The following is a 4596-nucleotide window of genomic DNA, read 5'->3' as shown; positions in this document are numbered from 1 at the left end:
TCCGATTCGCCGATTTCGAAACCTGGTTCCGCAAGCCGTACATCAAGATCAACCTGGACAACCTCACCGACCACAAGGCGTTCACCAACGCCAACAACGGTACGTCGTTCCTGGCGTCCAATCCCAGCAAGGAAACCGACGTGAACGGCAAGGTGTTGTTCGCCTCGTCGCCGTACTACTCGTTGCTTGAGCCGCGCACCATCATGGTGACGGTGGGCGCTTCGTTCTTCTGATCGACGCTGTGTAAGTGTGGGACCCGAAGGGGAGCCGGTTCGCCGGCTCCCCTTATTCTTTCCGTGCCGGAGAAGGCATCAGGCGACACGCGGTGAGAGCAGGTCCTGAAGGCCGATGCGCCGGAACAGTTCCGCGCGTACCCGGTCGGCCACGCCATTGACCACTTCGGCGCCGTCCTGCGACGGGTCGATATGCGTGCGGAAGGGGCGTTTGCCGAACGGAAGGCCCACCACGCGGACGATCTCGGTGGCGACGCTCGCCGCGTCCGCATCGGCCGGTTCCAGGCTTGCCAGGCCCTTCAGTGCCTGCTCGGACACACCGGCGTACGGGCCATTCTCGTACTCATCCATGCGTGCCTGGTCGGCGGGTTTTCCCGAGTGCGCGAAATGGTTGGTGCCCTTGGTGAACGCCCCGGGCACGATGATGGATGTCTCGATGCCCCAGCGAGTAAGTTCACTGGCATAGCTCACCGCCACTGAATCCATCGCCGCCTTGGCCGCAAAGTAGGGCGCCAGGTATGGCGGCGTGCCGCCACGCGTGCTGCTGGAGGATACCCACACCACCAGGCCCTTGCCCTGTTTGCGCAGCTGCGGAAGCGCGGCCCGGTTCACCCGCTGGGTGCTGAGCACATTCACGTCGAAGAGTTCTGCGTATTGCTCCGGGGTGAAGGCCTCGGCGGCACCGAAGGACATGTGCCCGGCGTTGTGGACGATCACATCCAGATGGCCATGCTCGGCAATGATGCGGGCAATGCCCTTGTCGACGGATGCGTCGGAGGCGACGTCCAGTTCCACACTGCGCAGATCCACCCCATGTTCCTGGGCGTAGTCGGCCGCGGCCTTGACCTGTGCTGCGTTACGACCGGTGGTTTCGCGCATGCCTGCGTAGACGATATGTCCGGCGTCGGCGAGTGCGCGGGCGGTGAGCGCGCCGAAACCGCTGGATGCGCCGGTGATCACGATGACGTTTTTCATGATGGCATTCCTCTATGGAAGATGAGTCAGATGATTCCGCCGTTGGCGCGCAGTACCTGGCCGTTGATCCAGGAACCATCGGCGCCGGCCAGGAAGGCGACGGTGTTGGCGATGTCGGCGGGCTGCCCCAGGCGCTCGAGCGGCGCGAGTCTGGACAGGCGGTCGATCAGTTCGGCGCTCTTGCCATCGAGGAAAAGATCCGTGGCGGTCGGGCCCGGGGCCACGGCGTTCACCGTGATGTTGCGTCCCCGCAGCTCGCCGGCCAGGACATGGGTGAGGGCTTCGACGCCCGCCTTGGTGGCGGCGTACACACCGTACGTGGGTTGGTAAAGGCCAACGACCGAGCTTGAGAAATTGACGATGCGGCCACCGTCGCGCAGTCGCGTCGCCGCTTCCCGCATGGTGTTGATGCTGCCCTTGAGGTTCACCGCCAGCAGGCGGTCGATGGCTTCGTCGGTGACCTCGGCTACCTTGGCCAGCGACATGATGCCGGCGTTGTTCACCAGCACGTCGATACCGCCGAACGTGGATTCGGCCGCATCGAACATGCGTTTTACCTCGGCGGCATTGCTTACATCGGCCCGGGCTGCCAGGGCCTTGCCGCCGGCCTGCTCAATCTGGCGTACCAGTGCTTCGGCGGGAGCTGAGTTGCCTGAGTAGTTGACGATGACGGTGAAGCCGTCGGCGGCCAGGCGGGTGGCGATGGCGGCGCCGATGCCACGGGAAGCGCCGGTGACCAGGGCAACCTTGCTGTGGGTGGTGTTCATGGGTGTCTCCTCGCGTCGATGCCAGCGGTTGCTGGCGTGGGAGACACTTTCCTCTTTTCCCCACCAGGAATAATCTGCCTGGAACAGCCAATACCATTCCATCAGGACGAACAATGGACCGCCTGGATGTCATGCACCTCTTCACCCGGATCGTCGAGCGGCAGAGCTTCACCCTGGCCGCGCTGGACATGGATATCCCGCGTTCCACCGCGACCCAGGCGATCAAGGCGCTGGAGAAACGATTGGGCGTACGCCTGCTGCAACGGACCACGCGCCACGTGCGGGCCACCCTAGATGGCGAGGCCTACCACCGCCGCTGCCTGGCGATCCTGGCCGAGGTCGAGGAAGCCGATGCCGTGTTCACCGATGCCAGGCCGCGTGGGCAGTTGCGCATCGACGTCCATGGCGTGATGGCGCGGCATTTCCTCATGCCCGCTTTGCCTTCCTTCCTTGCCGAATATCCCGACCTGCAACTACACATCGGGGAAGGCGATCGCCTGGTCGACCTGGTGCGCGAAGGCGTGGACTGCGTGCTACGCGCCGGCCGCCTGCACGACAGCGCCATGGTGGGCCGGCAAGTGTGCGTGCTCGACGAGGTGACCGTGGCAAGTCCCGCGTACCTCGCCCGGCACGGCATGCCGCGGGGCCTGGACGACCTGGACGGCCATCAGGTGGTCGGCTTCGTCTCCACCGCCACCGGTGCGGTTTTGCCGCTGGAGTTCGCCATCGACGGTGAAGTGCGTGAGGTACGGCTCCCCGCGACCGTCACGGTGATGGGCGCCGAAACCTATGCCGCGGCCTGCACACTTGGCCTGGGTCTGGCGCAGATGCCGCGCTACCACGTGGCTGGCGCCTTGGCGGCGGGCTCGTTGGTGGAAGTGTTGCCCCGGTTTCCACCGTCACCGACGCCGGTGTCGGTGCTCTATCCACATAGCCGGCAACTGTCGCCGCGCGTGCGCGTGTTCATCGACTGGATCACCAGGCGCTTCGCTTGAGGCGCGCTTGGGTTCACGGCAACCGCGTGCACGGTGCGAACGGTTCCTTGCGCCATTCCGGATGGTCATACGGGATGTAGCTGTTCCAATAGAACGGGAAGCAGGTCTTCCCAAGCACCGCTTCCACCATCGCCGGGAATATCGATTCACCGTTGGAACTGTTGCTCAGCAGCAGTACGCAGTTGCGCGACCGGACAAGGCACAGCATGAGGTTGTTGGCGCCGTCATCGTGGCCTTCCTTGAAGAAGGCCGGGCCGTCGGGTGATTCAAAACGCCCGATGCCCCAGGCGTAGCCAAGGCCGATGCCGTCGTTGTCCGTGGTGTCGGGCATGCCCATGGTGGGGAATTGCTGCACCGAGTGGATGCGTATCGAGGGCGCAAGCCATGCCTTGTACGCCGCGGGCGACAGGCCATCGCCGCGCACCATGGCGGCAGCGAGGTTCGCGTAGTCGTGCAGGGTGGTATCCATCGAACCGGCAGCCCGCACGCTACCCCGCTGCTTGTGTCCCAGCGCCTTGCCGTTCTCGTCGTAGCCGATGGCCACGTTGCCGCTGAAGTCGTCGCGCCACGTCATCGAGCTGCGGGGCATGTCGAAAGGAACGAACAACCGGTCGTGCATCAGGCTGGCCACGTCCATGCCCTCGCCTTCCTCCAGCACAAACTGCATCAGGTTGATGCCTTCGCCTGAATAGGCAAAGCGGGCGCCCGGGTTGAAATAGAACATCAGCTTGCCGTTAGGGTCGTAGTCCTTGCCCGGTTGCAGGTACCGGAAGTTGGCAAATCCCGTGGTGTGATCCAGCAGGATGCGCGGGGTGAGTTTCCGCCAGCGCTCGTCACCGGCAAGGTCGGCGTATTTCTCGTAGGAGGGAAGCGGCTTAGGCAGCATGCCGGCGATGGAAGCATCCGGGGCGAGCTTGCCCTCGTCGACCAGGCCCATGGCGGCGTAGGCAAAGGCGGCCTTGGTAAGCGAGGCGCCATAGACCACGGTATCGGCCTGCATGGGCAACTGCTGCGCGACATCGCGCATGCCGTAGCCCTTGAGATAAACCACGCGCCCATCGCGGATAACCGCCAGGCCAAGGCCGGTCACATGGGCATCGTGCATCAGCTGGGTGGCCCTGGCATCGAGCGCCGCACGATCGATGTCATGAGGCGGAGCCGTGGCTCCCTGGTGGACGCAGCCGGCAAGCATGGCCAGCACCACGAACGAAACGAATCCGCGCATTGCGTTCCCCCTCGAGGTCCCCTTCTCGCCGATGCTAGCAGGCGTCCTGTACACTCGTCTTCAGGCAGGTGGGCAGGTCCCGGACGCGGCTGGAAGATGGATGGACGTCCATGTCACACTCGGGTAATGAACCGACGAGACTTCGCCCGTGCCATCGCCGGTGCCGGTTTGTTGGCCGGCCTGTCCACCCGCTCGATCGCTTTGGCGGCCGCAGCTTCCGGTGCTGCACCGGGCAATCGGCTACTCCGGGCCCAGCAAGCCTTCCTCGACCTGCGCTTTGGCATGTTCATCCATTTGAACATGGCCACCTACCAGCAGCGCGAATGGGGCGATCCGAAGGCATCGCCCGCCATGTTCAACCCGCGCCATCTGGATGCGAGCCAATGGGCCCGCGCGGCGCA

At 64.4% G+C, this 4596-nt stretch carries 5 protein-coding genes and 1 pseudogene; 3 read left to right on the top strand and 3 right to left on the bottom strand.

All coding sequences use genetic code 11. The annotated features are described in order from the left end of the window. The coding region (locus VK519_RS14705) for a hypothetical protein (RefSeq protein ID WP_324350969.1) at window positions 1–233 on the top strand (233 nt) is incomplete at its 5' end. Between the two features lie 78 nt (window positions 234–311). Here VK519_RS14705 and VK519_RS14700 read toward each other — a convergent pair. Together VK519_RS14700 and VK519_RS14695 are read right to left on the bottom strand one after the other, a co-directional pair. Next, window positions 312–1208, bottom strand: a complete 897-nt coding sequence (locus VK519_RS14700) for an SDR family oxidoreductase (protein WP_324350966.1) — start codon at window positions 1206–1208, stop codon at window positions 312–314. Between the two features lie 26 nt (window positions 1209–1234). After that, window positions 1235–1975: an SDR family oxidoreductase gene (locus tag VK519_RS14695; protein ID WP_324350964.1), complete on the bottom strand. Its 741-nt coding sequence runs from the start codon at window positions 1973–1975 to the stop codon at window positions 1235–1237. A 113-nt stretch (window positions 1976–2088) separates the two neighbouring features. Here VK519_RS14695 and VK519_RS14690 point away from each other — a divergent pair, with 113 nt between their 5' ends. Then, entirely contained in the window at window positions 2089–2970 is an 882-nt protein-coding gene (locus VK519_RS14690; RefSeq protein WP_324350963.1) for a LysR family transcriptional regulator, read from the top strand. A gap of 13 nt (window positions 2971–2983) precedes the next feature. Here VK519_RS14690 and VK519_RS14685 read toward each other — a convergent pair whose 3' ends face one another. Next, window positions 2984–4195, bottom strand: coding sequence for a serine hydrolase domain-containing protein (locus VK519_RS14685; RefSeq protein WP_324350961.1), 1212 nt, complete (start codon window positions 4193–4195; stop codon window positions 2984–2986). 126 nt (window positions 4196–4321) lie between these two features. Here VK519_RS14685 and VK519_RS14680 point away from each other — a divergent pair. Beyond that, window positions 4322–4596, top strand: a pseudogene (locus VK519_RS14680) (alpha-L-fucosidase); the annotation flags it as partial.

The organism is Pinirhizobacter sp. (assembly GCF_035317885.1).
Lineage (GTDB): Bacteria > Pseudomonadota > Gammaproteobacteria > Xanthomonadales > Rhodanobacteraceae > Pinirhizobacter.
Note: the sequence above shows the minus strand (reverse complement) of the source record. Positions and strands in the feature narration are given on the sequence as shown.

What these genes read in the sequence shown, in the direction of transcription:
- VK519_RS14695 (WP_324350964.1), bottom strand. Translation starts at nt 1,975, where the DNA reads ATGAACACCACCCACAGCAAGGTTGCCCTGGTCACCGGCGCTTCCCGT.
- VK519_RS14700 (WP_324350966.1), bottom strand. Translation starts at nt 1,208, where the DNA reads ATGAAAAACGTCATCGTGATCACCGGCGCATCCAGCGGTTTCGGCGCG.
- VK519_RS14685 (WP_324350961.1), bottom strand. Translation starts at nt 4,195, where the DNA reads ATGCGCGGATTCGTTTCGTTCGTGGTGCTGGCCATGCTTGCCGGCTGC.
- VK519_RS14690 (WP_324350963.1), top strand. Translation starts at nt 2,089, where the DNA reads ATGGACCGCCTGGATGTCATGCACCTCTTCACCCGGATCGTCGAGCGG.